26 protein-coding genes are annotated in these 25,432 nt (G+C 72.4%); 10 read left to right on the forward strand and 16 right to left on the reverse strand.

Going from position 1 to position 25,432, the window contains the following annotated elements; all coding sequences use genetic code 11:
* Nucleotides 1-800: 800 nt before the first annotated feature.
* From E1212_RS17140 to E1212_RS17155, 4 genes are all read left to right on the forward strand, one after another.
* Nucleotides 801-1,844 carry a 3-isopropylmalate dehydrogenase gene (locus E1212_RS17140; RefSeq protein ID WP_131984603.1) on the forward strand — a complete coding sequence of 348 codons (1,044 nt, stop codon included), beginning with the start codon at nt 801-803 and terminating at the stop codon, nt 1,842-1,844.
* A gap of 186 nt (nt 1,845-2,030) precedes the next feature.
* Complete coding sequence (locus tag E1212_RS17145; protein ID WP_203416941.1) at nt 2,031-3,935, forward strand: CocE/NonD family hydrolase; 1,905 nt, start codon at nt 2,031-2,033, stop codon at nt 3,933-3,935.
* 162 nt (nt 3,936-4,097) lie between these two features.
* Entirely contained in the window at nt 4,098-4,892 is a 795-nt protein-coding gene (locus E1212_RS17150) for a glycerophosphodiester phosphodiesterase family protein (protein WP_131984605.1), read from the forward strand.
* Nucleotides 4,893-4,938: 46 nt separating this feature from the next.
* Nucleotides 4,939-6,033, forward strand: a complete 1,095-nt coding sequence (locus tag E1212_RS17155; protein WP_131984607.1) for a branched-chain amino acid aminotransferase — start codon at nt 4,939-4,941, stop codon at nt 6,031-6,033.
* Nucleotides 6,034-6,185: 152 nt separating this feature from the next.
* Here the strand turns inward: E1212_RS17155 and E1212_RS17160 are convergent, their stop codons facing one another.
* A complete protein-coding gene (locus E1212_RS17160; protein ID WP_131984609.1) occupies nt 6,186-6,668 on the reverse strand; it encodes a GNAT family N-acetyltransferase in 483 nt (160 codons plus the stop codon).
* Nucleotides 6,669-6,851: 183 nt separating this feature from the next.
* Here E1212_RS17160 and cimA point away from each other — a divergent pair, with 183 nt between their 5' ends.
* Nucleotides 6,852-8,444 (forward strand): citramalate synthase, encoded by a 1,593-nt coding sequence (gene cimA, locus E1212_RS17165; RefSeq protein WP_131984611.1) that lies wholly within the window; start codon nt 6,852-6,854, stop codon nt 8,442-8,444.
* Here cimA and E1212_RS29540 read toward each other — a convergent pair.
* The 4 genes from E1212_RS29540 to E1212_RS17180 form a co-directional block, all read right to left on the reverse strand.
* A complete protein-coding gene (locus E1212_RS29540) occupies nt 8,437-8,592 on the reverse strand; it encodes a hypothetical protein (RefSeq protein ID WP_162605521.1) in 156 nt (51 codons plus the stop codon). The genes cimA and E1212_RS29540 overlap by 8 nt on opposite strands.
* A gap of 159 nt (nt 8,593-8,751) precedes the next feature.
* On the reverse strand, nt 8,752-9,564 hold the full coding sequence (locus E1212_RS17170) for an alpha/beta fold hydrolase (protein WP_131984613.1): 813 nt from the start codon (nt 9,562-9,564) through the stop codon (nt 8,752-8,754).
* Nucleotides 9,565-9,598: 34 nt separating this feature from the next.
* Nucleotides 9,599-10,117 carry an SRPBCC domain-containing protein gene (locus E1212_RS17175; protein ID WP_131984615.1) on the reverse strand — a complete coding sequence of 173 codons (519 nt, stop codon included), beginning with the start codon at nt 10,115-10,117 and terminating at the stop codon, nt 9,599-9,601.
* Nucleotides 10,114-10,431 carry an ArsR/SmtB family transcription factor gene (locus tag E1212_RS17180; protein WP_203416942.1) on the reverse strand — a complete coding sequence of 106 codons (318 nt, stop codon included), beginning with the start codon at nt 10,429-10,431 and terminating at the stop codon, nt 10,114-10,116. Before E1212_RS17180 ends, E1212_RS17175 begins: the two co-directional genes overlap by 4 nt.
* Nucleotides 10,432-10,554: 123 nt before the next feature.
* On the opposite strand from E1212_RS17180, the gene E1212_RS17185 reads away from it, so the two are divergent.
* Nucleotides 10,555-10,914, forward strand: a complete 360-nt coding sequence (locus E1212_RS17185) for a hypothetical protein (RefSeq protein WP_131984619.1) — start codon at nt 10,555-10,557, stop codon at nt 10,912-10,914.
* Here E1212_RS17185 and E1212_RS17190 read toward each other — a convergent pair.
* Both E1212_RS17190 and E1212_RS17195 read right to left on the reverse strand, forming a co-directional pair.
* Entirely contained in the window at nt 10,892-13,429 is a 2,538-nt protein-coding gene (locus tag E1212_RS17190) for a DEAD/DEAH box helicase (RefSeq protein ID WP_203416943.1), read from the reverse strand. The two genes, E1212_RS17185 and E1212_RS17190, sit on opposite strands and share 23 nt — an antisense overlap.
* Entirely contained in the window at nt 13,386-14,036 is a 651-nt protein-coding gene (locus E1212_RS17195; protein WP_131984621.1) for a Pr6Pr family membrane protein, read from the reverse strand. Before E1212_RS17195 ends, E1212_RS17190 begins: the two co-directional genes overlap by 44 nt.
* A 99-nt stretch (nt 14,037-14,135) precedes the next feature.
* Here E1212_RS17195 and E1212_RS17200 point away from each other — a divergent pair, with 99 nt between their 5' ends.
* Nucleotides 14,136-15,185 carry a lipoate-protein ligase LplAB gene (locus E1212_RS17200; protein ID WP_131984623.1) on the forward strand — a complete coding sequence of 350 codons (1,050 nt, stop codon included), beginning with the start codon at nt 14,136-14,138 and terminating at the stop codon, nt 15,183-15,185.
* A 219-nt stretch (nt 15,186-15,404) separates the two neighbouring features.
* Here the strand turns inward: E1212_RS17200 and E1212_RS17205 are convergent, their stop codons facing one another.
* The 9 genes from E1212_RS17205 to E1212_RS17245 form a co-directional block, all read right to left on the reverse strand.
* Nucleotides 15,405-16,268 carry a 3-methyladenine DNA glycosylase gene (locus tag E1212_RS17205; RefSeq protein ID WP_131984625.1) on the reverse strand — a complete coding sequence of 288 codons (864 nt, stop codon included), beginning with the start codon at nt 16,266-16,268 and terminating at the stop codon, nt 15,405-15,407.
* Nucleotides 16,269-16,329: 61 nt separating this feature from the next.
* Nucleotides 16,330-17,220, reverse strand: coding sequence for a cytochrome c biogenesis CcdA family protein (locus tag E1212_RS17210; RefSeq protein ID WP_131984627.1), 891 nt, complete (start codon nt 17,218-17,220; stop codon nt 16,330-16,332).
* Complete coding sequence (locus tag E1212_RS17215) at nt 17,217-17,852, reverse strand: redoxin domain-containing protein (protein WP_131984629.1); 636 nt, start codon at nt 17,850-17,852, stop codon at nt 17,217-17,219. Before E1212_RS17215 ends, E1212_RS17210 begins: the two co-directional genes overlap by 4 nt.
* Nucleotides 17,852-18,610, reverse strand: a complete 759-nt coding sequence (locus E1212_RS17220) for an S-methyl-5'-thioadenosine phosphorylase (RefSeq protein ID WP_131984631.1) — start codon at nt 18,608-18,610, stop codon at nt 17,852-17,854. Before E1212_RS17220 ends, E1212_RS17215 begins: the two co-directional genes overlap by 1 nt.
* The gene (locus E1212_RS17225; protein ID WP_420814390.1) at nt 18,607-19,272 is read right to left on the reverse strand and encodes a glycosyltransferase family 2 protein; all 666 of its coding nucleotides are present in this window, start codon (nt 19,270-19,272) and stop codon (nt 18,607-18,609) included. The genes E1212_RS17220 and E1212_RS17225 overlap by 4 nt, the downstream gene beginning before the upstream one ends.
* On the reverse strand, nt 19,272-19,862 hold the full coding sequence (locus E1212_RS17230; RefSeq protein WP_131984633.1) for a methyltransferase domain-containing protein: 591 nt from the start codon (nt 19,860-19,862) through the stop codon (nt 19,272-19,274). The genes E1212_RS17225 and E1212_RS17230 overlap by 1 nt, the downstream gene beginning before the upstream one ends.
* Complete coding sequence (locus E1212_RS17235; protein ID WP_131984635.1) at nt 19,859-20,281, reverse strand: hypothetical protein; 423 nt, start codon at nt 20,279-20,281, stop codon at nt 19,859-19,861. Before E1212_RS17235 ends, E1212_RS17230 begins: the two co-directional genes overlap by 4 nt.
* Complete coding sequence (locus tag E1212_RS17240; RefSeq protein WP_203416945.1) at nt 20,278-21,426, reverse strand: molybdopterin-dependent oxidoreductase; 1,149 nt, start codon at nt 21,424-21,426, stop codon at nt 20,278-20,280. Before E1212_RS17240 ends, E1212_RS17235 begins: the two co-directional genes overlap by 4 nt.
* A 23-nt stretch (nt 21,427-21,449) precedes the next feature.
* Nucleotides 21,450-22,091 carry a TIGR04282 family arsenosugar biosynthesis glycosyltransferase gene (locus tag E1212_RS17245; RefSeq protein ID WP_131984637.1) on the reverse strand — a complete coding sequence of 214 codons (642 nt, stop codon included), beginning with the start codon at nt 22,089-22,091 and terminating at the stop codon, nt 21,450-21,452.
* A gap of 113 nt (nt 22,092-22,204) precedes the next feature.
* On the opposite strand from E1212_RS17245, the gene E1212_RS17250 reads away from it, so the two are divergent.
* The 3 genes from E1212_RS17250 to E1212_RS17260 are packed head-to-tail and all read left to right on the forward strand — an operon-like array spanning nt 22,205 to nt 25,421.
* Entirely contained in the window at nt 22,205-22,906 is a 702-nt protein-coding gene (locus E1212_RS17250) for a response regulator transcription factor (RefSeq protein ID WP_131984639.1), read from the forward strand.
* Nucleotides 22,903-24,099, forward strand: coding sequence for a sensor histidine kinase (locus E1212_RS17255; RefSeq protein WP_131984641.1), 1,197 nt, complete (start codon nt 22,903-22,905; stop codon nt 24,097-24,099). Before E1212_RS17250 ends, E1212_RS17255 begins: the two co-directional genes overlap by 4 nt.
* A complete protein-coding gene (locus tag E1212_RS17260; RefSeq protein ID WP_131984643.1) occupies nt 24,096-25,421 on the forward strand; it encodes a hypothetical protein in 1,326 nt (441 codons plus the stop codon). The genes E1212_RS17255 and E1212_RS17260 overlap by 4 nt, the downstream gene beginning before the upstream one ends.
* Nucleotides 25,422-25,432 lie beyond the last annotated feature (11 nt).

The following is a 25,432-nucleotide window of genomic DNA, read 5'->3' on the forward strand; positions in this document are numbered from 1 at the left end:
CCCTTGGGGGTCCGCTTGACCCGCGGCTTCGCGGCCTAAGAACGGGCAGCTATCAGGGGGACGGGGGGAGTCTGGCGACGGGCGCGGGGTCCTGGCAGGCTGCTGGTGTCCACGTGGTGGGATTTGGCGCGTTTCGCGGGGCCATCACGAGGTTCTCTGCCGCTTCACCAGGCATGCATGCCTCGTGATGTGGCAGAACGCCTGGTGATGTAGCGGATCGCCGATGATCATCGCGGTGCACAGTCCGGCGAACCGGGCCAACCGGGCGAAACGGGCACGCGAAGCGGTGAGGCGTGCCCAGGGTCTCCCCGTCCCCCTGATAGCTGCCCGTTCTTAGGCCCCGGGTGCCCGGGTCAAGTCCAAGCGCCCCGACCCCGGCGGCGCGCAAGCACAGAGCGCGCGGACTTGAGGCGGGTGCCCGGGGTTAAGAGAATGGGCAGCAAGGGGGACGGGGAGCCCACCCCATCACCCCAGCCAACCTCGGCTCCCCAACGGACCCCGGGCAACTCTGCTCGTCTCACTTCGCGAGATTCCTTGCCATGAAGCGAGACGGAGATCACGGCGCTCCATATGCTAGGACGACCGAGTAAATCAATGGAGTCCGCCATGACGGAAGAACAGCAGCAGGCTCAGGAGACCCGGCACGCGGTGCAGGAGGCCATCGACCGCCGCGACAACGGCGGCGAGTACGGCCGACGGGACCTTGCCGTAGCCACGGGCTGACCTCGGCGAACGCCACCCGCGTCCGAATGGCGGGACGTGGGTGCCATCATGTGGACGACGGTCGTACGGTGTGGGCCATGTCGCGCAGTCTCAATCTGGCAGTCATCCCGGGCGACGGGATCGGTACGGAGGTCGTCGCCGAGGGGCTGAAGGTGCTCGACGCCGTGCTCGCCGGCGCCGACGTGAAGGTCGGCACCACGACCTACGATCTGGGCGCCAAGCGCTGGCACGCCACCGGCGAGACGCTGCCCGACTCCGTGCTCGCAGAGCTGCGCGGCCACGACGCCATTCTGCTCGGCGCCGTCGGCGACCCGGGAGTGCCGAGCGGTGTGCTCGAGCGCGGGCTGCTGCTGAAGCTGCGCTTCGAGCTCGACCACTACGTGAACCTGCGCCCGTCGCGGCTCTTCCCCGGCGTCAGCACACCGCTCGCGAACCCCGGCGAGGTCGACTTCGTCGTCGTGCGTGAGGGGACCGAGGGGCCGTACGTCGGCAACGGCGGCGCACTGCGGGTCGGCACGCCGCACGAGATCGCCAACGAGGTCAGCGTCAACACCGCCTTCGGGGTCGAGCGGGTGGTGCGCGACGCGTTCGCCCGCGCGCAGGCCCGGCCGCGCAAGGAGCTCACCTACGTCCACAAGCACAACGTCCTCGTGCACGCCGGCCACCTGTGGCGGCGGACGGTCGAGCGCGTCGGCCAGGAGTTCCCCGACGTCGCCGTCGACTACCTGCACGTCGACGCCGCGACGATCTTCTTCGTCACCGACCCGGCACGGTTCGACGTCATCGTCACCGACAACCTGTTCGGCGACATCCTGACCGACCTCGCGGCCGCGATCACCGGCGGCATCGGCCTCGCGGCCAGCGGCAACGTCAACCCCGACCGCACCGCGCCGTCGATGTTCGAGCCCGTGCACGGCTCGGCGCCGGACATCGCGGGCCAGGGGATCGCCGACCCGACGGCGACGGTGCTGTCGGTCGGAATGCTGCTCGAGCACCTCGGGCTGACGGCGGAGTCCGCGCGGATCGTCGACGCCGTCTCGGCCGACCTGGGGGAGCGCGGGACGGCGAAGCGCCGCACCTCCGAGGTCGGCGACGCACTCGCCGCCCGCGTCACCGCCTGACACCGCGCGTCAGCACGAAGCCGGCGGGCCGGACGGCCCGCCGGCTCGTTCGCATGCCGTGACACCGGCATCACCAGCGTATTTCGTCGCCTCATGTCGCCAAAAGTCCGACCTTGACACCCCTTGTCACACCCACTTGTATGTGACATAGCACTAATCGGACTCCTCCAGACATGGGAGACAGACGTGGTCAGAGCCCGCAGGTTGCTCGCGGTACCCGTCGCCCTGGCGCTCATGGCGACCGCAGCGGTCGCCACCAGTGCCGGCGCGAGCGCCGCCGACGACGAGCCAAGCATCGTGGTCGAGGACGGCGTGACCCAGCCGGTCTTCGGCTACGACGACGCGATCCGGGAGCGCGTCTTCATCACGTCGCCGTTCGACTCCGACTCGAACGGCGTGCTCGACATCGTCACCGTCGACATCATGCGGCCGGCCGCCAGCGACCAGGGCCTGAAGGTCCCGGTCATCATGGACCCGAGCCCGTACTACTCGACGCTGGGCCGGGGCAACGAGTCCGAGCTCAAGGTGGACCTCGACGGCGACGGCCTGCTGGACCGCTGGCCGCTGTTCTACGACAACTACTTCGTGCCCCGCGGCTACGCCGTGATCCTCATGGACATGATCGGCACGAACAACGCCACCGGCTGCCCGACGGTTCACGAGGCGTCGGACAACCTGTCGCCGAAGGTCGTCATCGACTGGCTGAACGGCCGGGCGGACGGCGTCGACCAGAACGGCGACCCGGTCGTGGTGGACTGGCACAACGGCAAGACCGGCCTCATCGGCAAGTCCTACGACGGCACGCTGGCCAACGGCACGGCGGTGTCGGGCGTCGACGGGCTGACCACGATCGTCCCGATCAGCGCGATCGCCAGCTACTACGACTACACCCGCAGCAACGGCGTCGTCCAGCGCGGCAACAACTACCTCGCCTACCTCGCCAACCTCGTCACCAACCCGGAGCGGCGCGAGCACTGCCAGGAGGTGCGCGACTGGCTGTCGGACAACGACGGCGACGAGACCGGCGACTACACGCCGTTCTGGCACGTCCGCGACTTCACCCGCGACATGGACAAGATCGAGGCCAGCGTCTTCCTCGTCCACGGACTCAACGACGAGAACGTCCGGCCGGACCACTTCAGCAAGCTCTGGTACGGCCTGGCGGAGCACGACGTCCCGCGCAAGCTCTGGCTGACCCAGACCGGCCACATCGACCCGTTCGACTTCCGCCGCGAGGCGTGGGTCGACGAGATCCACAAGTGGTTCGACTTCTGGCTGTACGACGTCCAGAACGGGATCATGGACGAGCCGATCGTCGACGTCGAGCGGGCACCGGACGTGTGGGAGACGGCGAACGACTGGCCCGTCCCGGGCTCGCGGCCCACGCGCCTCTGGCTGGAGCCGAACGCCGGCGCCGCCGGCGGCCTGTCGGTGACGCCGAACCGCCCGTCGGACCCGACCCTGAGCTTCGTCGACGACCCGCTGCAGCGGGAGACGGCCATGGTCTCCAACGAGGAGACGGTCACGCCGAACCGGCTGGTGTACCTGTCCGACCCGCTGGAGGCGCCGCTGCACATCTCCGGCACGCCGGAGCTCAAGCTGGGCGCGACGGTGAGCACCACGGACACGAACTTCGGCGTCATCCTGGTCGACTACGGGCCGGCCACCCGGGTCCAGCGCCAGGGCGACGGCGTCCTCACCGGCACCGTCGAGGACTGCTGGGGCGAGCCGGCCACGTGGGGCGGCTACGCCGAGGATGCCTGCTACAAGGAGGTGCTCAAGCGGGTCGCGCTCACCCAGCGCGAGGTCGTCACCAAGGGCATCGTCGACGGCGTCAACCTGTACGACTACAGCACGCCGACGGCGCTGATCCCCGGCAAGCCGTACGACGTGCAGTTCCCGCTGCTGCCCGAGGACTACGTGTTCCCCGAGGGCCACCGCATCGGCGTCATCGTCGTCGGCAGCTACCGCGACTACGGCAGCCAGGCCGACCCGAACCGCGCCACCATCTCGGTGCTGCCCGAGCGCAGCGTCATCGAGCTGCCGATCGTCGGCGGCCGGATGGCGGCTGTGGCAGCCGGTCTGGACTAGGCCCTCGCGAGCCAGTCGGCGTGGGCCCGCGCCCCCTCCCGCGGGCCCACGCCGACCGCGAGGCCACCCGTGGTTGCCGTGCCGATGAACCTTCTGTGAACCCTGCTGTGATCAGGCACTTCACCCTCGATCTTCGCGTTGGGGGCTGTCACCGTAAGGGTCGTGAGCCTGACTCGTTACGGAGTGGAGCCCCACGTGCTGGCCATCGCCCACCGGGGCGGGGCGGGGCTGGCTGCCGAGAACACCCTGGCCGCTTTCGAGCGGTCCTACGCCCTCGGGCTGCGGTATCTCGAGACCGATGTCCGCATCACCTCCGACGGCGTCCCTCTCGCCTTCCACGACGCCAAACTGAACCGGGTCACCGACGGACGGGGCCTGGTCAAGCGCCGTTCGTGGGACCAGGTGAGCCGGCTGTCCGTGTTCGGTTCCGGCCCGGTGGCCCGGCTGGACGACGTCCTCATGGCGTTCCCGGACGCGAAGTTCGTCATCGACGTCAAGGACGAGGAGTCGCTGGAGCCGCTGGCCCGCGTGCTGCGCGCCACGAACGCCGTTGAGCGGGTCTGTCTCGCCGGTGCGTGGGACGGCTGGCTGTCGTCGCTGCGGGCCGACCTCGGACCCGGGTTGGCGTGCGCGCTGGGCTGGCGGTCGCTGGTGTCGTGGCTGGCCTGCTCGCACGGGCGGGTCGCGCCGCCGCGCCGGGTGGCCAACGGCGGCTTCGTGCACGTGCCGTTGCGCTGGGGTAGACTCCCGATATTCATCGACCGTCTGGTCGAAGGCGCCCATGACCTGGGGTTGCGCCTCATCGTATGGACGGTCGACGACCCTGTCGTGATGCACCGGCTGATCAGCGCGGGTGTGGACGGGATCATCACCGATCGGCCCGACGTGCTGCGCGAGGTGATGATCGCCGAGGGTCGTTGGCCACGCACCGTTTACGCAGAACGCGATGATCGGTAGCGTTGGTTGGACGTCCTAGTAATCTCTGCGATGTAGGAGCACCGCCATGACACCGACCGCACCGGCTCTGGAGTTCTCGACGACCCTCACGTCGAACCCCGTAGCCCCCGAGCGCCGGTCGGAGATCCTGGCGAATCCCGGGTTCGGCACGAACTTCACCGATCACATGGTCACGGCCACGTGGACGCCCGACGGCTGGCACGACGCCGGCCTGCGCCCGTACGCGCCGCTCGCCCTCGACCCCGCCACGGCGGTCTTCCACTACGCCCAGGCCATCTTCGAAGGGCTCAAGGCCTACCGGCACGCCGACGGCTCCGTCTGGACCTTCCGCCCGTCGGCCAACGCCGAGCGCATGGCCCGCAGCGCGCACCGCATGGCCCTGCCGCAGCTGCCCGCAGGCTCGTTCGTCCAGGCCGTCGACCTCCTGGTCAGTGCCGACGCCGACTGGGTGCCGTCGGGCGGCGAGACCAGCCTCTACCTGCGCCCGTTCATGTTCGCCTCCGAGGCGTTCCTCGGGGTGCGGCCGGCCAAGCAGGTCACGTTCTGCGTCATCGCGTCGCCGGCCGGAGCGTACTTCGCCTCGGGCGTGAAGCCGGTCGACATCTGGCTGTCGTCGGAGTACACCCGCGCCGCCCCCGGCGGCACCGGCGCGGCCAAGTGCGCGGGCAACTACGCCGCCAGCCTCATCGCGCAGCAAGAGGCGCTCGAGCACGGCTGCTCGCAGGTGTGCTTCCTCGACGCGGTCGAGAGCAAGTGGGTCGAAGAGCTCGGCGGCATGAACCTCTACTTCGTGCACGCCGACGGCTCCATCGTCACGCCGGAGCTCACCGGCACCATCCTCGAGGGCATCACCCGCGACTCCATCATCGCCCTGGCCGCCGACCGCGGCTACAAGGTCGACGAGCGCCGCATCTCCATCGACGACTGGCGCGACGGCGTCGCCTCGGGCGACATCACCGAGGTGTTCGCCTGCGGCACGGCCGCCGCCATCACCCCGCTGGGCCGGCTGGCCTGGGAGGGCGGCGAACTGTCGCACGGCACCGAGCCCGGCCCGGTGACGACGGAGATCCGCTCGGCCCTGCTCGACGTCCAGTACGGCCGCGCCGACGACCCCCACGGCTGGATGCACCGCGTCGTCTGACCGCTCGGCTGACGTGACGGCGTCCGCTCACCGCCCGCGCGGGGCGCACGCGGACGCCGTCAGTCCTCCTCAGCGTGGGCGCTGAGCACCGGGCTCGATCGGGCGAGGGCCGGTTCACCGCGCGACCCCCACTGCGGCCGGGTTGCCAGCGATCATCGGAGCAGCAGCTCGAGCTCCAGCTCGTGCCGGATCGGGATGCCGTCGTCCTCGAGCGGGATCTCCGGCTTCAGCGCCTGCCGGGCCCGGGTGACGGCGTCGCGGTGAACGGCGACGAGGTCGTAGCCGCGACGCTGGTAGAACCGCAGGGCGTGCGTGTTGTCGTTGGTGGTGATGAGCCAGATGCGGCGGGCGCCGGCGCCGGACGCGGCCACGGCGATGGCGTCGAGCAGCGCCGTCCCGGCTCCGACGCCCGGCCGCAGCGCCTGCAGCGTCGTGATCTCCCAGGCGTCGCCGTCGCGGCGGTAGGTCAGGACGCCGGCCGGGTCGCCGTCGGCCAGAGCGAGGAGTCCGGGCTGGTCGGCGGCGTCGTAGAGCTCACCGTGCGCGGCCATGACCGTGGTGCCCCAGGCCGAGGTGATGAGGCCTGCGACGAGGTCGCGGTCGGCCTCCGCGACCGGCCGGACGACCATCGTCATGGATCCCGCCTCCACGGCTCGGGTGAACTGTGCCATACTGCTGGGCGATGACTTTCTGCCTGATTATTACGTGAGCGCGCCGGCACCCAGCACCACGCCAGGCGCGCAGACCTCTCGCATCCGCGAGGGGTCTTTTTGTTTGTCCGCCCGACCCGCGCTCGCCGACCCCGTGAGGACAGAGCAGTGACCGACCTCGAGCAGTTCCACGTCTACGACACCTCGCTCCGCGACGGAGCCCAGCAGGAGGGGTTGTCGCTCTCGGTGCAGGACAAGCTGGCCATCGCGGGCCACCTGGACGAGCTGGGAGTCGGGTTCATCGAGGGCGGCTGGCCGGGCGCGGTCCCCAAGGACACCGAGTTCTTCCGCCGTGCCCGCACGGAGCTGAACCTCGAGACGGCGACACTCGCGGCGTTCGGCGCCACTCGCAAGGCGGGGACGACGGCGGCCGAGGACCCGCAGGTGCGGGCGCTGCTCGACGCCGAGACGCCGGTCGTCACGCTGGTCGCGAAGAGCCACGTCGGGCATGTCGAGCGGGCGCTGCGCACCACGCAGGACGAGAACCTGGCGATGATCGCCGACACCGTCGGCTTCCTGACCGGCGAGGGCCGGCGGGTCTTCGTCGACGCCGAGCACTTCTTCGACGGCTTCCGCACCGATCCCGCGTACGCACTGCGGGTGGTGCACACGGCGACGGAGGCCGGCGCCGACGTCGTCGTCCTCTGCGACACCAACGGCGGCATGCTGCCCGACGACGTCCGCGCGACCGTCGCCACCGTGCTCGAACGGACCGGCGCCCGCCTGGGCATGCACGCGCACAACGACACCGGGTGCGCCGTCGCGAACTCCATCGCCGCCGTCGACGCCGGGGCCACGCACGTGCAGGGCACCGTCAACGGCACGGGGGAGCGGACCGGCAACGCCGACATCCTGACGGTCGTCGCGAACCTCGAGCTCAAGCGCGGCCTGACCGTGCTGCCCGCGGGGGCGCTGCAGGAGTCGACCCGCATCGCGCACGCCGTCTCCGAGCTGACCAACATCGTGCCCTACTCGCGCCAGCCCTACGTCGGTGCCAGCGCCTTCGCCCACAAGGCCGGCCTGCACGCCAGCGCCATCAAGGTCGACCCCGACCTCTACCAGCACACCGACCCCGCCCGCGTCGGCAACGACATGCGGCTGCTGGTGTCGGACATGGCCGGGCGCGCCAGCATCGAGCTGAAGAGCCGCGAGCTGGGCTACGACGTCTCCGGCGACCGCGAGCTGGTCACCCGGGTCACCCAGCGGGTGAAGGACCTCGAGGCCGCGGGCTACACGTTCGAGGCGGCCGACGCCTCGTTCGAGCTGCTGCTGCGCGAAGAGGCCGAGGGCCGTCGCGTCAGCTACTTCGACGTGGAGTCGTGGCGGGTCATCACCGAGTCGCGGCCGGGCGGCGACGCGACCAGCGAGGCGACGGTGAAGCTGCGGGCGGGGGGCGAGCGCGTCGTCGTGACCGGTGAGGGGAACGGTCCGGTCAACGCGCTCGACCACGCCCTGCGCACCGCGATCGGCGCGCTCTACCCCGAGATCGACAAGCTCGAGCTCATCGACTTCCGGGTGCGGATCCTGGACGCCGCCCACGGCACGGACGCGGTGACGCGCGTGCTCGTGGAGATGACGGACGGGAAGACGTCCTGGGAGACCGTGGGTGTCGGGGCCAACATCATCGAGGCCTCGTGGGAGGCGCTGGTCGACGCCGTCACTTACGGACTGCTGCGCCGGGGAGGGACGGCGATCAGCTGACCAGCTTGAACGCGCTGTTCAGGACGGCGGACGCGTCGGCCCAGGTGGGCAGCTCGTCGATCTCGATGATGGTGCGGCGGAGAGGCTCGGTGTCGTACAGTTCGACCCGCCAGCCGTTGCTGCCGTGGTCGAGGATCCCCCGGATCACGCGCGTTCCCTTCTCGTGTGGTGCGTCGTCGAATATGGCCAACGTGAAGTCTGTCACTTTCGGCCCGGCGTGTCGCATCGAATTCCGGCGCGTCGACCAAGATCAGCCGTTCGGCCCATGATCGCCTCGATGGAAGCGATCACGGGCCGACCAGCTCCGTCAGCTCGCCGCCGTCGCGCGCAGAGCCGCGACGACCGAGGCCGTGACGACATCGGGCGCCATCCAGAACGCGGAGTGGTCCTGGCCGGGCAGGATCTCGTACCGCCCGCGGGGCAGCTGGGCGACCAGGGCCGCGGCCGCGGAGTGGAAGAACGGCTCCGAGTCCCCGCCCACGGCGACGACCGCGGGCTGGCCGACACTCCACCGGTCGGTCGGCAGCGGCTTCCCGTCCTGGGTGCCGGCGAGGATCCGCCCGTCGTGACCCAGTCCGTGCGCGTACTTCATCGACGTCTGCCATGACGGGTCGGCCTTCATCGGCTCGATGTACTCGGCCGGGACGCCGACGACCTGCGTCATGAACAGCTCGACGGCGTCGCTGCGCCGGTCGGCGGCGATCAGGCCTTCCACCTGCTCCACCCAGTCGGCGGGCACCGGCGGGCGGGAGTCGTCGACGATGAACGGCGGCTCGTAGAGGTAGATCGCGTTCACGGCGTCGCCGAGCGCGGTCGCGGCCTCGAGGACCAGCCCGCACCCGCCGGAGCCGGCGGCGAGGGCGGCGGAACCGCCGACCGCCTGGATCACCGCGGCGAGGTCCTCGACCTCGCGTTCGAGGGCCCACGGCTCGCCGGCGCCGCTCCGGCCGACGCCGCGGCGGTCGTAGCCGACGACGGTGAAGTCGCGGGCGAGCGCCGCGGCGGTCGCGTCGAGACTGTGGTGATCGTCGCCGGCGATGGTGACGAGGACGAGCGCGGGCCCGGCGCCCTGGGTCGTGTAGGCGATCGTGGTGCCGTCGGCGGAGGTGACGTTGTCCATGATGTGCTCCTGGTGAGGTCGGTGTGGGGATCGGTCAGCCGGCCAGCGGAGCGCCGGTCTCGAGCAGGCTCTTGAGGTCGCTGAGCACCCAGGCGTGTCCGCCGCCGGCGCCCTCGGCCTCGTTGTCGCCGCGCGACAGGGCGGCCAGCAGCGGCGCGCCCTCGAGCTCGTGCGTCACCGTCAGCGAGCACGACTTCCCGTCCGGTGCGGGCGAGATCTCGTGCGTGATGCGGGTGAAGCCCTCGGCGGCCATGGCCGGGTCCATCAGCATCCGGAACGTCGTCACCAGGCGCCGCGGCGGCTCGGCCTCGATCACCTCGCCGTCGACGATGACGTCGGGGCACGGGAAGCCCTGCGCCTCGGCGGCGGCCTTGAACTCCGGCGTCGGCGCGACGGTGTAGGCGCCGCCCGGCCGCAGGTCGTAGCTGGCCAGGCCGGTGTAGCCGTAGCGCGCCGTCCACTCCGGCTTCGTGATGGCGTCCCAGATCGCCTCCGGGGTCGCCTTGATGTAGATGCGATACACCTGCGTGCTGGTCTGCGCCGCGGTGGTCATGATTCGTCCTCCAGTTCGGCCTTGAGCTCCAGGAGCGCCGTCGTGTGACGCTCGGTGTACTTGTCGATCCACCGGTCGTGGATCTCGCGGATCGGCACCGGGTTGAGGAAGTGCAGCTTCTCCCGCCCCGACCTGCGGGTGACCACGAGGTTCGCCTCTTCCAGCACGCGCAGGTGCTTCATGACCCCGAATCGGCTCATCTCGAGCTCGGACTCCAGCTCGGTCAGCGTGCGGCCGTCACGCGTGAAGAGCAGGTCGAGCAGGAACCGCCGCGTGGGATCCGCGAGCGCCTTGAAGACCCGGTCGTCGGTCATGACCGAACGATAGGTGACCAAATGGTCACATGTCAACGTCGCGCCCGTGCCGGCCGCGTCAGCCGCCCGGGCCCGCCCGAGTTGATCTTGGAGAGACGGCGGAGTCCGGGTCCGATATGTCCGATGGATTCCGCAGTTTCTCCAAGATCAACGGCGCCGGTGTCCGGCCAGGCGCTCTCGGCGGTGTTGCCGACGACGGTGGCGAACCGGGTGCCGGCGGTGTTCGGCGCCCGCGGCGTGCGGTGGGCGAACCCGCAGCAGCGCTGCACCGCACGCCGGTCGCCGACGTGCGACGGTGACCACCCCGCGACGCCGCCCGCCATTGACCCGTTCCCGGCGCACACCCGGGGGGACTCGCGGGTCGCGGACACGATCGACCTGCCGGAGCCGTGCATCGCCCCGGTCGTCTTCGTCGGCCCGAACGCGACGACCTGGTTCGCGGCGACCGGCCGTCTCGCGCCTAGAGGCGGCCGGCCTCGCTGACGGCGACGACGGGGTAGCCGGCGGCGTTGGACTCGGCGAGGTCGACGACGGCCGTGAAGCCCCAGTCGCGGTCGCCGGCGGGGTCGTCGAGGATCTGCCGGACTTCCCAGCGGTCCGGGTGCTCGGTGACGATGAGCATCTTCGCGCTGCGGGCGTCGGGCCCGATCCCGATGTCGGCGTGCTCGTCGAAGTACGGCTCCAGCGCGTCGGCCCAGTCGTCCGCCGACCAGTCGTCGCCGGAGTCGAGCTCGGCCAGCCCGGACCAGTTCCGCCGGGCGGCCAGCTCGACCCGGCGGAACAGCGCGTTGCGGACGCTGACCAGGAACGCTCGCCGGTTCTCGGTGATCGGGCGGGGCGCGTTCTCGACCGGGACCGCACCGCTGTCGCCGTCGTCGCCGGAGTCCAGGAGCGCTGGGTTGCGCAGCGCCTCCCACTCGTCCAGCAGCGACGAGTCGACCTGGCGGACCAGCTCGCCGAGCCACTCGACGAGGTCGGCGACCTCCTCGGTGCGCGACTCCTCGGGCACCGTCTGGCGCATGGCGCGGTAGGCGTCGGCGAGGTAGCGCAGCACCAGGCCCTCGGAGCGGGCCAGGCTGTAGAACGCGACGTACTCGCCGAAGCTCATGGCGCGCTCGTAGAGGTCGCGGGCCACGGACTTGGGCGACAGCTCGTAGTCGCCGACCCACGGGTGGCTCTGCCGGTAGATGGTGAACGCGGCGTCGAGCAGCTCCTCGAGCGGCTTCGGGTGGGTGACGTCCTCGAGCAGCTCCATGCGCTCGTCGTACTCGATGCCCTCGGCCTTCATCGCCGCGACGGCCTCGCCGCGGGCCTTGAACTGCTGCGCCGACAGCACCTGCCGCGGGTCGTCGAGGGTGGACTCGACGACGGAGAGCAGGTCCAGCGCGTGGGTGGGCGACTCGGTGTCGAGCAGGTCGAACGCGGCCAGCGCGAACGGCGACAGCGGCTGGTTGAGCGCGAAGTCCGGCTGCAGGTCGACGGTGAGCCGCACCGTGCGGCCCTCGGCGTCGGGCGGGTCGAGCCGCTCGACCACCTCGGCGGCGAGCAGCGCGCGGTAGATGGCGACGGCGTCGTGCACGTGCTTGCGAGTGCGCGACGGCGGCTCGTGGTTGTCGGTGAGCAGCCGGCGCATGGTGGTGAACGCGTCGCCGGGCCGGCTGATGATGCCCAGCACCATGGCGTTGCTGATCTCGAAGCTGGAGGTCAGCGGCTCGGGCTCGGCCGCGATCAGCCGCTCCATGCTCGCCTGGCCCCACGAGACGAACCCCTCGGGCGCCTTCTTGCGCACCACGCGCCGCAGCTTCTTGGGGTCGTCGCCGGCCTTCGCGATCAGCCGCTGGTTCTCGATCTCGTGCTCGGGCGCCTGGACGATGACCTCGCCGAGCGTGTCGTAGCCGGCGCGGCCGGCGCGCCCGGCGATCTGGTGGAACTCCCTGGCCGAGAGCTGCCGCATGCGGACACCGTCGTACTTGGTGAGGCCCGAGAAGACGACCGTGCGGATGGGGACGTTGATGCCGACGCCGAGGGTGTCGGTGCCGCAGACGACCTTGAGCAGGCCGGCCTGGGTGAGCCGCTCGACCAGCCGGCGGTACTTCGGCAGCATGCCCGCGTGGTGCACGCCGATGCCGGCCCGGACCAGGCGCGACAGCACCTTGCCGAACCCGGAGCTGAACCGGAACCCGCCGATCTCCGCGGCGATGCGGTCGCGCTGCTCGCGGCTGGCGACGTTGACGCTGACCAGCGCCTGCGCCCGTTCGACAGCGGCCGCCTGGGTGAAGTGGACGACATAGACCGGCGCCCGCTGCGTCGACAGCAGCTCGGCCAGCAGGTCGTGCATCGGCTCGCGCGAGTAGTGGTAGGTCAGCGGGACCGGGCGCTGCACCGAGGTGACGACGGCGACGTCGCGACCCGTCCGCCGTCGCAGGTCCTTCTCGAAGAACGCGACGTCGCCGAGGGTCGCCGACATCAGCAGGAACTGCGCGTTCGTCAGCTCCAGCAGCGGCAGCTGCCAGGCCCAGCCACGCTGCGGGTCGGAGTAGAAGTGGAACTCGTCCATGACGACCTGGCCGACGTCGGCGTCGGCGCCGCTGCGCAGCGCGATGTTGGCCAGGATCTCGGCCGTGCAGCAGATGATCGGGGCCGACGGGTTCACGCTGGAGTCGCCGGTCATCATGCCGACGTTCGCCGCGCCGAAGATCTCGATGAGCGCGAAGAACTTCTCCGACACCAGCGCCTTCAGCGGCGCGGTGTAGAACGTGCGCCGTCCGTCGGCCATGGCCGCGAAGTGCGCGGCGACCGCGACGAGGCTCTTGCCCGACCCCGTGGGCGTGCTGAGGATGACGTGCGAGCCGGAGACCAGCTCGATCAGCGCCTCCTGCTGCGCGGGATAGAGATCGAAGCCGCGCTCGCCGGCCCAGGTGGTGAAGGCGTCGTAGAGGGAGTCCGGATCGTGCTCAGCGCGCTCGAGGTAGGTCGTCAGCGGGGTGGGATCCGGCACGGTTCCCGAGCCTACGGTCGCCGAGGAGGAACAGCCAGCCGACGGTCAGGAAGACGACGGTGATGCCGGCCGCGTTGAGCAGTACCCGGCCGTAGCCGTGCTCCGTCACGTCGATGAACGGGTACGGGTAGAAGTCGGTGGCCTCGCCGCGGATCAGTGTGTAGACCAGCCAGGCGACCGGCCAGATCAGGCTGAGGACGACGATGCGCACATCGAGTCGCCGCCACGGGCCGAACAGCAGCCAGCCGATGACGCCGAGCAGCGGCGCCAGGTAGTGGAAGCCGACGTTCGTCAGGGCCGCCGCGCCCTCGAGATCGACGACGTCGCGCAGCAACGTCACGTAGACGACGCCGGTGACGGCGATGCCGATGAGCCCGGCGATGCGCAGGACGCGGAACGCGCGCCCGTCCGCGGCGGGCCTGGCCGCGAGGATCGCCGCGCCGACGCCCAGCAGGATGTTCGACTGCACGGTGAAGAAGCTGAAGAAGTTCGCCACCCGCATGGCGGTGGACGGAGCCTCCTCGCCGTCCTCGACCAGCACGTTGGTGCCCTGGAACACGAGCACCAGCTGCGTGATCAGTGATGCGGCGATGACCAGCACGGTCACGAGATGCCACGTGCGGGCCGTAGTCGGACTGGTGCGCCACCCTCGCATGCTCGGAGCGTAGCGGGGAACACCGCCGTTCACCGGGAGGTTGGATCGAGCATGCATGGTGAGTTCAAGGTCCCGGGCGGCAAGCTGGTGGTGGCCGACCTCGAGGTGGCCGACGGCGTGCTGCGGCACGTCCGCATCAGCGGCGACTTCTTCCTCGAGCCCGACCACGCGCTGGAGCGCATCGACGCGGCGCTGACGGGTCTCGCGGCCGACTCGCCGGCGGCGGTGCTGGCCGCGCGGGTGACGGCCGCGCTCGGCGACGGCGTCGTCATGCTCGGGTTCTCCGCCGAGGCGGTGGCCGTGGCCGTTCGCCGGGCGCTGGCCGGCGCGACCTCCTGGACCGACCACGACTGGCACTTCCTGCACGAGGGGCCGCAGGAGCCGGCGCTGCAGATGGCGCTGGACCAGGTGCTGGCCGAGCAGGTGGGCGCGGGGGAGCGGCCGCCGACCCTGCGCGTCTGGGAGTGGGCGTCGAACGCGGTGATCATCGGCAGCTTCCAGTCGCTGCGCAACGAGGTCGACCTGGACGGGGCCGCGCGGCACTCGGTGAGCGTGGTGCGGCGGATCTCCGGTGGCGGCGCGATGTTCGTCGAGCCCGGCAACACCATCACCTACTCGCTGTATGTGCCGGAATCGCTGGTCTCCGGCCTGTCGTTCGTCGACTCCTACGCCTTCCTCGACGAGTGGGTGGTCGCGGCGCTGCGCGACCTCGGCATCGAGGCGACCTACCAGCCGATCAACGACATCACCTCGCCGGCCGGCAAGATCGCGGGCGCGGCGCAGAAGCGGCTGGCCGGCGGCGTCGTGCTGCACCACGTGACCATGGCGTACGACATCGACGCGTCGAAGATGCTGGAAGTGCTGCGCATCGGCCGCGAGAAGCTGTCCGGCAAGGGCACGAAGAGCGCCAACAAGCGGGTCGATCCGCTGCGGTCGCAGACCGGTCTGGCGCGTGCCGACGTCATCGACCGCATGGTGTCGACGTTCCGCTCGCGCTACGGGTTGACCGACGACGCGCTGGACGACAAGACGCTGCGGCTGGCCGCCGACCTGGTCGAGTCGAAGTTCGGCACACAGGAGTGGCTCGCCCGCGTCCCGTGATCGCATCGCGCGTCCTGAGGTGTACGCGGCGCGGGCGACCCCGGACGGCTCGCGGTCTAGGGTGTGTCTCCCAAGTCTCGGCCGTAGCGAGCGGCGTCCAGGCGGATGCCTCGCAAGGCCGAGGAGGGAGTCATAGCGGGGTTCTATGACGACCGACGAGAACGCAGCGAGGCGCCGCCTGGGCGTCGCGCAGTAGGCCATGGACTTGGGAGACACACCCTAGGGGACGGCCGCGTGAGCGAGCCGTTCGCACTCGGCGAGCAGCCGCTCGCGGATGACGGCGCCGCGGCCGGCGAAGGCGCGCTGCCGTTCCACGTACTCGCGCTTGCCTTCCGTGGTCTCGATGCGCACCGGCTCGAACCCGAGATCGGCCAGGTCGTACGGAGAGGCCCGCATGTCGAGCTCGCGGATCTCCGCCGCCAGTTCGAACGCGTCGACCACCAGCTCCGACGGCACCAGGGGCGTCAGCTTGTAGGCCCACTTGTAGAGGTCCATCCCGGCATGCAGGCACCCGGGCTGCTCGAGCACGGGCTGCAGCTCGCGCGTCGGCGCCAGCACGTTCCGCGGCCGCGCGGCGGCGGTGAAGAAGCGGAACGCGTCGAAGTGCGAGCACCTGATCTGGTGCGCCTCGACCACGGCATCGGTTCCGGAATGGCCGAGCCGCAGCGGGTACGCCTCGTGCCGGACGTCGCCGGGCGTCGTCCGGTAGACCATCGCCCACTCGTGCAGCCCGAAGCAGCCCGTGTGGGCCGGGCGCGACGCCGTCGCGGCCAGCAGCCCCCGCACCCACGAGACGGTGGCGGCCCGCTTCTGCACCACGGCGGGGCCGACGGTGACGCCGCCGGCCTCCGTGACGTACCCGGCCCACCCAGCGTGCGGCGGCGAGCCGGCCAGCACGACGCCCAGGCCCGGATGCCAACGCCGCAGCTGGGACGGCTTGAAGCTGTAGTAGGTGAAGAGGAAGTCGTGAACGGGGTGCGCCCGGCCGGCCCGGCGCCGCTCCAAGTGGTCGCCCACCAGCGCGTCGACGCGCTCGTGGTGCGCCGACTGCCGCGCCGGCCACTCGTCCTCCGCCAGGATCACGCGCTCCAGCGTAAGCTCCGCCTCCGACGCGGCGCGGCGTGCGGGTCGAAGGCCGGCGTGGTCAACGGCCGGATCCTCCGGGTCCACTCCGTCGCCGGCTCCGACGAGCCGCATGGGTCAGCCGACCCGCCGAAGCGGCTGCCAGTACGACGACGACGGCGACGAGACCGATGACGGCGAGCCACCGCGGCCCGAGGTCCGCGACGAAACCGCTGACCTGGCCCTGGATCGTGAGCGCCGCATCGATGACCGGGTCCTCGGGATCGCCGCCGGCGTACACGCGCAGCTCGTACACGCCGTAGTAGGCGACGTAGCCTCCGGCGAGGATCAGCAGCACACCACTCGCCCGCGAGACGTACGGCAGCAGCCGGCGCGCCCGCCGCACGATCGCGTCGCCGCCCAGCGCGACAGCGGTGGCCAGGATCCCGACGACGAGGCCCATGCCGACGCCGTACGCGACGAACGCGACCAGCCCGCCCACCACTCCCGACGACGCGAAGGTCGAGGTGGCCAGCGCCAGGAACGGTGCGACGGTGCACGACAGGCTGGCGACGGCGTACGCGACACCGTAGCCGGCCATCGACCACACCGACGACGAGGGCGCCGCACCACGCAGCCGTGGCGTCCGGAGCACCAACTCCCGGCCGGCGACCAGCCGCCCGCCGAGGGCCACCAGCGCGACGCCGATCACGACGGTGACCCACGGCAGGAACCGCTCGACCGACACGGCCGTCGGAACCACGACCAGCCCGAACGCCCCGAAGACGGCGACGAAGCCGGCCGTCATCGCGGCGGTCGTCAGAGCGGCCCGCCGCACCGCCGCGGACGTGCCCGGCAGCCCGCGGTCGGCAACGAGCAGGGTGAGGTAGGTGGGCAGCAGGGCGAACCCACACGGGTTCAACGCTGCCACCGACCCGAGCAGCAGGGCGAACTCGATCGGCACGCCGCTCATGGTCCGGTGTTCACGAGCCGCTCGACCGCGGCCTCGATCTCGCTGGCCTCGAGCGGCCCGCGGAGCACCTCGACCGACCCGTCGGCCGACACGAGTCCGAGGTCGTACTGCTGGGTGACCCCGAACCTGCTGTAGACGTCGCCGTCGCGGTCGTCGATGTGCGCGATGCCGCCGACACCGGTGTCGGCGACGAAGTCCTCCATGGCGTTCAGGTCGCCGGACAGCCCGGCCACGCCGACGAAGACGACGTCGCCCTCGTGCTGCGTCGCGAGGTCGGCGATGAGCGGCGCCTCGCGCCGGCACACCGGGCACCACGGCGCCCAGAACCAGAGCACGGCGGGCCGCCCGGCCAGGCTCGCACCCTCGAACGTGCCGCCGTCGACGGTGGGAGCGGTGAAGTCCAGCTCCTCAGGCACGACGACCGTCGCGGTGTGCGTCGGTGTCGGCGACGCCGTCGGCGACGGTGGCTCCGCAGGCATCGAGGGTGGCGCCGAAGGCATCGACGGCGGCGCCGAGGGCGACGACGGCGCCGCCGAGGACGGCGACGGCGCCGCCTCCGGCTCGTCCGTCTCCGCCGCACCGCACCCGGTCAGCAGGACGACGACGGCGAGCAGGCCGGCGCGGGCGCCCATCAGCGCACCGCCAGGCCGGCGACGGCGGCGAACAGCAGGGCGCGCATGCGGTCCACGTGGGAGCGGAACACCTCGAGGACCTCCTCCTGGCCGACCGGCGCCACGTCGGGGTCGCCGTCGAGGCCGGTGTCGTAGTCGGTGACGAGGGCGATGCCACCGAAGTCGAGTCCGGCCTCGCGGGCGAGCGCGGCCTCGGGGTACTGGGTCATGTTGACGACGTGCCAGCCGGCCTGACGGTGCCACGCCGACTCGGCGCGGGTCGAGAAGCGCGGCCCGTTGATCACCACGACGGTGCCGCCGTCGTGCGCCGTCACACCGGTGGACCGGGCGGCGTCGAGCAGCGCGCGTCGCACCCGCGGCGCGTACGGGTCGGCGAGCGAGATGTGCTGCGGGCCATCGGCGAAGCTGTCGTGGAAGGTGTCGGCCCGGCCCCAGGTCCGATCGACGAGCTGATCGACGACGACCACCTCACCGGGGCGGATCTCCGGACGCAGGGACCCGGCCGCGAACGGCGCCACCAGGGTGTGCACCCCGAGCCGGCGCATCGCGTCGACGTTGGCGCGGTAGTTCACCCGGTGCGGCGGCAGCTCGTGGTGCGGGCCGTGCCGGGGCAGGAACGCGACGCCGACGCCATCGACGACGGCGACGGTGACCGGCGCGGACGGCGGCCCCCACGCGGTGTCGACCTGCACCGTTTCGGCATCGTCCAGGAGCGTGTAGAGGCCGGAGCCGCCGAAGATCCCGACGTCTGGTGTCATTGCTGTTCCCCTCGGATCAGGCGACGAGTCTCGGTGAGCCGTCGCTGCATGTCCAGTACCGCCCGCGCCGTCCCGCCGACCGTGCCGGTGACCTTGCTCTTCCCGGTGCGCGGACGGTACGGAACCGGCCGCTCGGCGATGCGCCAGCGGGCCCGTCCGGCGCGCAGCACCATCTCCAGCGGCCAGCCCGACCGGCGGTCCACCAGGCCCAGGGCGAGCAGCGCGTCGCGCCGGGCCGCCCGCATGGGCCCGATGTCGGTGACGCGGGCGCCGGTGTACGCGGCCACCCGGCGGGCCAGGTAGCGGTTGGCCAGCCGAGCATGCGGCGCCATGGACCGCCCGCGCCGGGCGCCGAGCACCAGGTCGGCCTCGTCCGCGACGATCGGACCCGACACGAGCGGCAGGTCCCGCGGGTCGAGCGAGGCGTCGCAGTCCATGAAGCACACGACCTCCGACGTCGCGGCCGTCAGGCCGGCGAAGCAGGCGGCACCGAACCCGCGCCTGGGCTCGGTGACGACGACCGCCCCGAGTCCGGCCGCCACGTCGGCGGATCCGTCGGCGGATCCGTTGTCGACGACCACCGGGCGATAGCCGGCGGGCATCCGGCCCAGCACCCACGGGATGGCGGCGGCCTCGTCCAGCACCGGGAGCACGACGTCGATCACGCCACCACCCGGCCCAGCCGGGCGAACCAGCGCCCGGCCGCCACGTGCCAGCCCGCCAGCCGCAGTCCGGCCGCGGCGGCGATGCGGACCAGGTCGTCGGCCGACACCCACGCCCACGGGAACCAGCCGCTGATCTCGTCGCCACGTTCCAGCCGGGCCTCGCCGCACCGGGTGACGGAGCCGGGCGGCGCGACCTCGACCACGGCGCTCCCGTCTCCGGCCAGCAGCCGGGCGACCCGGCGCAGCAGCTGCGCCGGTGCACCGCCGATGCCGACGTTGCCGTCGAGCAGCAGGACGCTCTGCCAACGCCCCTCGGCCGGCAGGGCGTCGAAGACCGATCGTCGTAGCGCCGTGGCGCCGCGGGCCTGCGCCTGGTCGACGGCGTGCACCGACGCGTCGACGCCGAGGGCGGGCACGCCGAGCTCGGCCAGCGCGACGACGAGCCGGCCCGGACCGCAGCCCAGGTCGAGGACCGGCCCGCGCAGCGATGCCAGCAGCGTCCGCTCGGCCGCGGTGGCCGGAGCGGTCCAGTCGGCGACGGCGAGCGGCTGCGCCGACCCGTCGCGGCCGCGCATCAACACCGTCATCGCGCTCTCCTCGCCCGCACCACGACGACCACGCCGACGGCCAGCCAGACCCCGGCCAGCACCAGCAGCAGGTTGCGGCCGTAGTCCAGCGGCAGCGCGCTCGGCACCGACGGCGACCGGCCCCAGCCACGCACGACCGGCCAGAACAGCAGCGTCAGCAGCGCGCTCAGGGCGAGCCCGAGCCGCACCGGCAGCCGCGCGACGTCCGGCAGCCACCGGGTCGCCAGCGCGACGGCCACGACGGCCGGCGCCAGCAGCGCGTCGTGCACGATGCCGGACCCGGCCAGCCAGACGGCGAGGTCGGCCGGCCGGGTGTCGGCACGGTCCACCCAGGCCCCGGCGAGGCCGTAGCCGACGATGCCCGCCCCGGCCACCAGGCAGGTCCAGAAGAACGGCCCCGACGGCGACCGCTGCGTCATGCGCGACTCACCACCAGCTCGTGCACCCACTTCGTCTGCAGCACGCCGGCCCGGTTCGGCCCGATGAGCCGGCACGGGTAGCCGTGGTCGAGGTCGAGCCGCTCGCCGTTCAGGGCGACGGCCAGCAGGGTGTCGGGGTCGCGGACCTGCAGGTGGTTCAGCTCCGACGTCCGGTAGCGCCCCCTGGCCTGCAACGACTCCACCCGAACGGTGACGCCGTCGTCCGGGTCGACGCCCGCGGCGGCCAGCAGGCCGGCCACCGATACGCCCCGCCACCGGGCCGACGCGCTCCAGCCCTCGACGCAGGCGATCGGCAGCTCGGCCTCGCGACGGGCCATCCGGTCGAGGTCGCTCGTGGTGAGCTCGACCGGCCGCGCGACGTCGCCGGTGACCCTCAGACGGAAGCCCGGGTCCTCCGCGGCGTCGACGACGCCGGCCTGCACGGCGCTGCGGTTCACCGGCACACCCTGCGGCCCGATGTCCGGACGGCGCTGCGCGAACAGCGTCAGCGACCGCAGCGGGGCCACCGTCTGGCCGGCGGTGGTGACCGTGACGACCCCGGCAGCGACGGCCACGGCGCCGAGGAAGCCGCGCCGGCCCAGCCCACCGGGCTCCGCCGCCACCGCGGGCGCTCCCGCACCGCCGCGCCGCAGTGCCGCCCGGGCCACTGCCGCCTTCGCGCCGAGGTGCGCGACCACAGCGCCGATCGTGATCCAGGCGACCCAGTAGTGGGCGGCCGGGAAGAAGAAGTCCCATGGGTACCAGCGCGACACGTTCGCCACCCCTGAGAAGAGCAGGAACACCGCGCCACACACCAGCGGCACCAGCATCAGCCGCTCGGCGGCCTGGGCGGCGCCGGTCACCGGCGGCCAGCGGAACAGCCGCGGATACACCGACCACAGCTTCGCCAGCAGCAGCGGCACGGTGGCGAAGCCCGTCGCGACGTGCAGCCCTTGGGTGACCCGGTACAGCGACACGGGCCGCGGCGGGATCGGCAGCCAGCCCACGGGGTGCTGCTGCAGATGCGAGTAGAGGCCGGTCAGGAAGCACACCAGGAAACAGGCGCCGAGCGCGATGCCCAGGATCGCCGCGGTCCGGGCGTCGTGCGCCGGCCGCCGCAACGCCTCGTCGCGTGCCGTGGCCACGGCACGCAGCGGGCGCGGTGGGTTCACAGCGCCGCCCCGGCGAGCAGCGACCGGACGACGGCGGCGGTCCGCGTGTCCGGCGCCGCGGCCGCGACGGCGACCGCGTCGGCCGCCGTGTCGATGTCGCGCAGGACGGGCAGTAGGGTCACCGCCAGCCCCAGCGAGCGCAGCCGGTCGGCCTGCCGCGCCCCGGTGTGCGCGGTGCTCATGGGCACGCCGTCGAAGGTGCCGCGCCACCACCGGCGCAGGCCGAGCGCCCACCAGCCGCCGTCCTCGGCCGGCCCGAGCAGCGCCGTGCGCGGGCCGCCGCCGACGAGCCGGCCCAGGGCATCGTCCAGCAACGACGGCGTCACCTGCGGCGTGTCCATCCCGATCTGCAGGCCGGGCCCGCCGGCCCGCCGCCAGGCCGCCGCGAGCCGGGCGCCGAGCGTCCCCCGGACCTGCGGGACGACCTCGAACCCGGCGGGCAGCCAGGGACCGGGCTTGCCGTCGAGGGCGACGACGCGCCGGTCGGCACCACAGCGGGCGACGGCGTCCAGGGTGTCGGCGAGGGCCGCCTCGGCGACCCGCGCGGCCTCGACGGGGTCCAGCGGCGGGCAGAGCCGGGTCTTGACGCGGCCGGGAACCGGCTCCTTCACGACCACGAGCACGTGGGTGGATGTCACGCTTCCGACCGTAGGGACGACCGGCGGTCATGATTCTTACAAAGCGCGAAACTCTGCCACCGTACCCGTGCGACCTGGGGCGAAGCGGTCACCGGCAGTGGCATGGTGGAGCCATGGATCCCGGACCGGGCCAGCGCGTGCTGGTGGTGGACGACGACCCGGCGCTGTCGGAGGTGGTCGGCCGGTACCTGCGCCGCGACGGCTTCGAGGTCGACTACGCCTCCGACGGCACCGCCGGACTGGCGAAGGCGCTCGACACCCTGCCCGACCTCATCGTGCTCGACCTCATGCTGCCCGGACTCGACGGTCTCGAGGTGTGCCGGCGGCTGCGCCTCGTCGCACCGATCCCCGTCGTCATGCTGACCGCGCTCGGCGAGGAGAGCGACCGCATCGCCGGCCTCGAGATCGGCGCCGACGACTACGTGACCAAGCCGTTCTCGCCCCGCGAGCTGTCCGCCCGGGTCAAGGCCGTGCTGCGGCGGGCCGCGACCGGCGGCGTCACCCCGTCGGCAACGGCGCGGCGGCTGACCGGCGCGAGCTGCGAGGTCGACCTGGTCGCCCACCAGGTGCGCCGCGACGGCGAGCTCGTGGCCCTCACCACCAAGGAGTTCGATCTGCTCGTGCACTTCATGACCAATCCGGGCCGGGCCTACCGGCGCGAGGAACTGCTCGAGGCGGTGTGGGGCTGGCGCTTCGGCGACACCTCCACCGTCACCGTCCACCTGCGGCGGCTGCGGGAGAAGATCGAGGACGACGCGTCCGCGCCGCGGCACCTGCTCACCGTCCGCGGCGTCGGCTACCGGTTCGAGCCATGACCCGGCAGGTCACCACCGTCTCCGTACTGGCCACCGGCCTGGTCGCGGCCGGGATCATCGCCGTCGCGGGCGGCATCCCGGCTCGCGACCTCGTGGTCCTGGTGGCGGTGACGGCGCTCGCCTCGGGGGTGGCGGTCCTGGCCGGCGCCACGGTGCTGCGCCGGTTCCGCGGCCGGCCGGTGCGCGCCCAGGCGCTCGTGGTCGCGGTCTCGTCACTGCTGGTGACGGTGGCCGGCGTCGTCGCCGCGGCGCTGGCGATGTTCATCTCCACTCACGACCTCATCGCGCTGTTCATCGTCGTCGCGGTGGCGACGGCCATGGCGGTCGGCGCGGCGCTGCAGCTCGGCGACGACATCGGCGCCGCGACCTTGCAGGTCGGGCACCTGGCCCGCACCATGGTCGATGGCGGCGACGGCCCGGGGCGCGTCACCGGGCCGGGTGAGCTGGCCACCCTGGCCGCCGAGCTCGCCGACGTGTCCGCCCGGCTGGACGAGTCGCGACGGCGTGAGCGGGCGCTCGAGGCGTCGCGGCGCGAGCTCATCGCCTGGGTGTCGCACGACCTGCGCAGCCCGCTCGCGACGATCCGGGCGATGGCGGAGGCGCTCGACGACGAGGTCGCCGACGACACCGCCACCGTCAGGCGCTACCACCGGCAGATCCGCGGCGACGCCGAACGGCTGACGGCTCTGGTCGACGACCTGTTCGAGCTGTCCCGGATCAACAGCGGCACCGTGCGGCTGGGACCGGAGCTGGTGTCGATCGGCGATGCCGTCGCCGAGTCGCTGGCGGGCGCCGCTTCGCACGCCTCGGTCAGGGGCGTGCGGCTGGTCGAGGAGCTCGACGATCTGCCGATCGCCGAGGTGTCGGCCCGTGAGTTCTCCCGCGCGCTGAACAACCTGCTCGACAACGCGATCCGGCACACCCCGGCCGGCGGCCGGGTCGTGGTGCGATCGGGTCACGACGAGAGCGGCGCCGTGCTCCAGATCATCGACGAGTGCGGGGGCATACCGGAACCGGACCTCGACCGCGTCTTCGACGTCGCCTTCCGCGGCGACGCCGCCCGCGGCCGCGACGACGGCGGCGGCGGGCTCGGGCTGGCGATCGCGCGCGGCCTGGTCGAGGCGCACGCCGGCTCCGTCGAGGTCGCCAACCACGAGCACGGCTGCCGGTTCACCGTCCGGCTCCCGGCGTGACGTCGCTCGCCGAGCGCGAACGCCCGGCCACCACTCGCGCCACGGGCCGCCGCGCCGTCGTCGTGGCCCTGGGTGCCTGGGCGCTGATCCTCATCGTGGCCCGGGTCTGGGGGCTCTCCCGGCCGGACCAGCCGGACCTGCACCTGGATGCCATCCCGTTCTACGGTCGCTGGGATCCGGTCGCTACCTGGCGACTGCTGCCGCCGGTGCTGGTGGGCGCCGCGACCGTGGTGCTGCTGCCGTCGATCGCCGCGCGGTGGCCGTGGCGGCGGGTGCTCGTCGCGACGGCCGCGCTGGCGATCGGGTGGAGCCTCGTGCTCGCCGCGGTCGACGGCGCCGGCGGGTTCGCCGACATCGGGCGCGAGTACGGCCGGCACATCGGTCTGGTCGACGATCGCGGCGGGCCGGCGGCGTTCCTGCGCAGCTACGTCGAGCACCAGGACGCCGTCCCCGTCCACCTGCAGGCGCATCCGCCGGGCCTCGTGCTGACGCTGTGGGCGTCCGCGCGTGCGGGACTGTCCGGGCCCGGGTGGGAGACCGCGCTGGCCATGGCCGGCGTCGCCGCAGCGGCGGTCGCGGCACTCGTGGTCGCGCGCGACGTGGTGTCCGAGCGGTTCGCCCGCCGGGCCGCACCGTTCGTCGTGCTGGTGCCGGCGGCCGTCTGGCACACCAACGCCGACGTCGTGTTCGGCGGGATCGCGCTGACCGGAGTCGCCCTGGTCGTGCTCGCCACGGGACGCGTCGATCGCCGGCGGTGGCCGCTGGCCGCCTGCGGTGGCGCCGTGTTCGGGCTCTCGCTCCTGTTCACCTACGGCGTCGCGCTCCTCGCCGTCCCGATCGCGGCCGTCGCGTTGTGGCGGCGTCGTCCCGCGACGCTCGTGGTGGCGGCCGCGGCCGGCGCCGTCGTCGTCGCCCTGCCGCTGCTCTGGGGGTTCTGGTGGATCGACGGCCTCGCGGCGACGCGCGTCCAGTACTACGCCGGCGTGGGCGCCGTCCGGCCGTACGAGTACTTCCTGCTGGCCAATCTGGCGGTGTTCGCGCTGGCGGTGGGCCCCGCGACGGCGGCCGGACTGGCCCGGCTCGCCCGTCTGCGGGATCGGCGGGCGTGGCAGGTCGTCGGCTCCGGGCTCGCGGTCGTGCTGCTCGCGGATCTGTCCGGGCTGTCGTCGGCCGAGACGGAGCGGATCTGGCAGCCGTTCATGCCGCTGGTCCTGCTGGCCGGCGCCGCCCTGGTGTCGTCGCCGCAGGACGCCCGGCGCTGGCTCGCGCTGCAGGTCACCATCGCCGTCGTCCTGCAGGCCGCACTGCGCTCCCCGTGGTGAGATCGAAGGAG

Source organism: Jiangella ureilytica, assembly GCF_004348545.1.
GTDB lineage: Bacteria > Actinomycetota > Actinomycetes > Jiangellales > Jiangellaceae > Jiangella > Jiangella ureilytica.

Coding starts and splice junctions, on each gene's coding strand:
- E1212_RS17235 (WP_131984635.1), bottom strand. CDS start 20,281: ATGACGCAGCGGTCGCCGTCGGGGCCGTTCTTCTGGACCTGCCTGGTG.
- E1212_RS17230 (WP_131984633.1), bottom strand. CDS start 19,862: ATGACGGTGTTGATGCGCGGCCGCGACGGGTCGGCGCAGCCGCTCGCC.
- E1212_RS17140 (WP_131984603.1), top strand. CDS start 801: ATGTCGCGCAGTCTCAATCTGGCAGTCATCCCGGGCGACGGGATCGGT.
- E1212_RS17185 (WP_131984619.1), top strand. CDS start 10,555: ATGGATTCCGCAGTTTCTCCAAGATCAACGGCGCCGGTGTCCGGCCAG.
- E1212_RS17220 (WP_131984631.1), bottom strand. CDS start 18,610: ATGACACCAGACGTCGGGATCTTCGGCGGCTCCGGCCTCTACACGCTC.
- E1212_RS17180 (WP_203416942.1), bottom strand. CDS start 10,431: ATGACCGACGACCGGGTCTTCAAGGCGCTCGCGGATCCCACGCGGCGG.
- E1212_RS17175 (WP_131984615.1), bottom strand. CDS start 10,117: ATGACCACCGCGGCGCAGACCAGCACGCAGGTGTATCGCATCTACATC.
- E1212_RS17160 (WP_131984609.1), bottom strand. CDS start 6,668: ATGACGATGGTCGTCCGGCCGGTCGCGGAGGCCGACCGCGACCTCGTC.
- E1212_RS17155 (WP_131984607.1), top strand. CDS start 4,939: ATGACACCGACCGCACCGGCTCTGGAGTTCTCGACGACCCTCACGTCG.
- E1212_RS17170 (WP_131984613.1), bottom strand. CDS start 9,564: ATGGACAACGTCACCTCCGCCGACGGCACCACGATCGCCTACACGACC.
- E1212_RS17255 (WP_131984641.1), top strand. CDS start 22,903: ATGACCCGGCAGGTCACCACCGTCTCCGTACTGGCCACCGGCCTGGTC.
- E1212_RS17200 (WP_131984623.1), top strand. CDS start 14,136: ATGCATGGTGAGTTCAAGGTCCCGGGCGGCAAGCTGGTGGTGGCCGAC.
- E1212_RS17210 (WP_131984627.1), bottom strand. CDS start 17,220: ATGAGCGGCGTGCCGATCGAGTTCGCCCTGCTGCTCGGGTCGGTGGCA.
- E1212_RS17250 (WP_131984639.1), top strand. CDS start 22,205: ATGGATCCCGGACCGGGCCAGCGCGTGCTGGTGGTGGACGACGACCCG.
- E1212_RS17215 (WP_131984629.1), bottom strand. CDS start 17,852: ATGGGCGCCCGCGCCGGCCTGCTCGCCGTCGTCGTCCTGCTGACCGGG.